At 56.6% G+C, this 753-nt stretch carries 1 pseudogene; it reads left to right on the plus strand.

Annotated features, from left to right (window positions below):
• Positions 1-71: 71 nt before the first annotated feature.
• Positions 72-753 (plus strand): annotated as a pseudogene (locus J9889_RS18380) (transposase); the annotation flags it as partial.

Consider the following 753-nt stretch of genomic DNA (forward strand, 5'->3'; position numbering starts at 1 on the left):
GGTAATCCCCCCGAAAAACTGAGGTGCTCATAAGTAGAATTTTCCCGTACCTTGATACCCGGAGGTTCTACATGAAAACATCACGCTTCAGCGATGCCCAGATCATCGCCATTCTTAACCAGGCCGAGGCTGGCTCCCCCGTTCCAGAGCTCTGCCGCGAACATGGCATCAGCTCCGCCACCTTCTACAAGTGGCGCTCTAAATACGGCGGAATGGATGCCTCCCTCATGGCTCGCCTCAAAGAGCTGGAGGACGAGAACCGCCGCCTCAAGAAGATGTACGCCGAGGAGCGCCTCAAAGCCGAGATCATCGCTGAGGCCATGGCAAAAAAGTGGTGACGTCATCTGCCCGCCGGGAGATGGCAACCAGGGCCGTAGCGGATTACGCCATCTCCATCCGCCGGGCTTGCCAGGTGTTCAAGGTCAGTGAGGGCTGCTATCGCTATCAGCCGGTGCTGGCCGATGAAAATCAGGAGATTGCCGATTGGCTGCTGCGCCTCACCGCTAATCAGCGTAATTGGGGTTTTGGACTGTGCTTTCTGTACCTGCGTAACGTCAAAGGCTTTGGCTGGAACCACAAGCGGGTGTACCGGATTTATCGCGCCCTTGAACTTAATCTGAGGATAAAGCCGCGAAAACGGCTGGTACGGGCCAAACCGGAGCCGCTGGCGGTCCCTGAAAAACCCAATCACTGCTGGTCGATGGACTTCATGCATGACCAGCTCGGTGATGGCCGTTCGGTGCGGCTGTTTAA

Origin of the sequence: Aeromonas sp. PrichA-15 (assembly GCF_017939245.1) — a bacterium.
GTDB classification, from domain to species: domain Bacteria; phylum Pseudomonadota; class Gammaproteobacteria; order Enterobacterales; family Aeromonadaceae; genus Aeromonas; species Aeromonas caviae.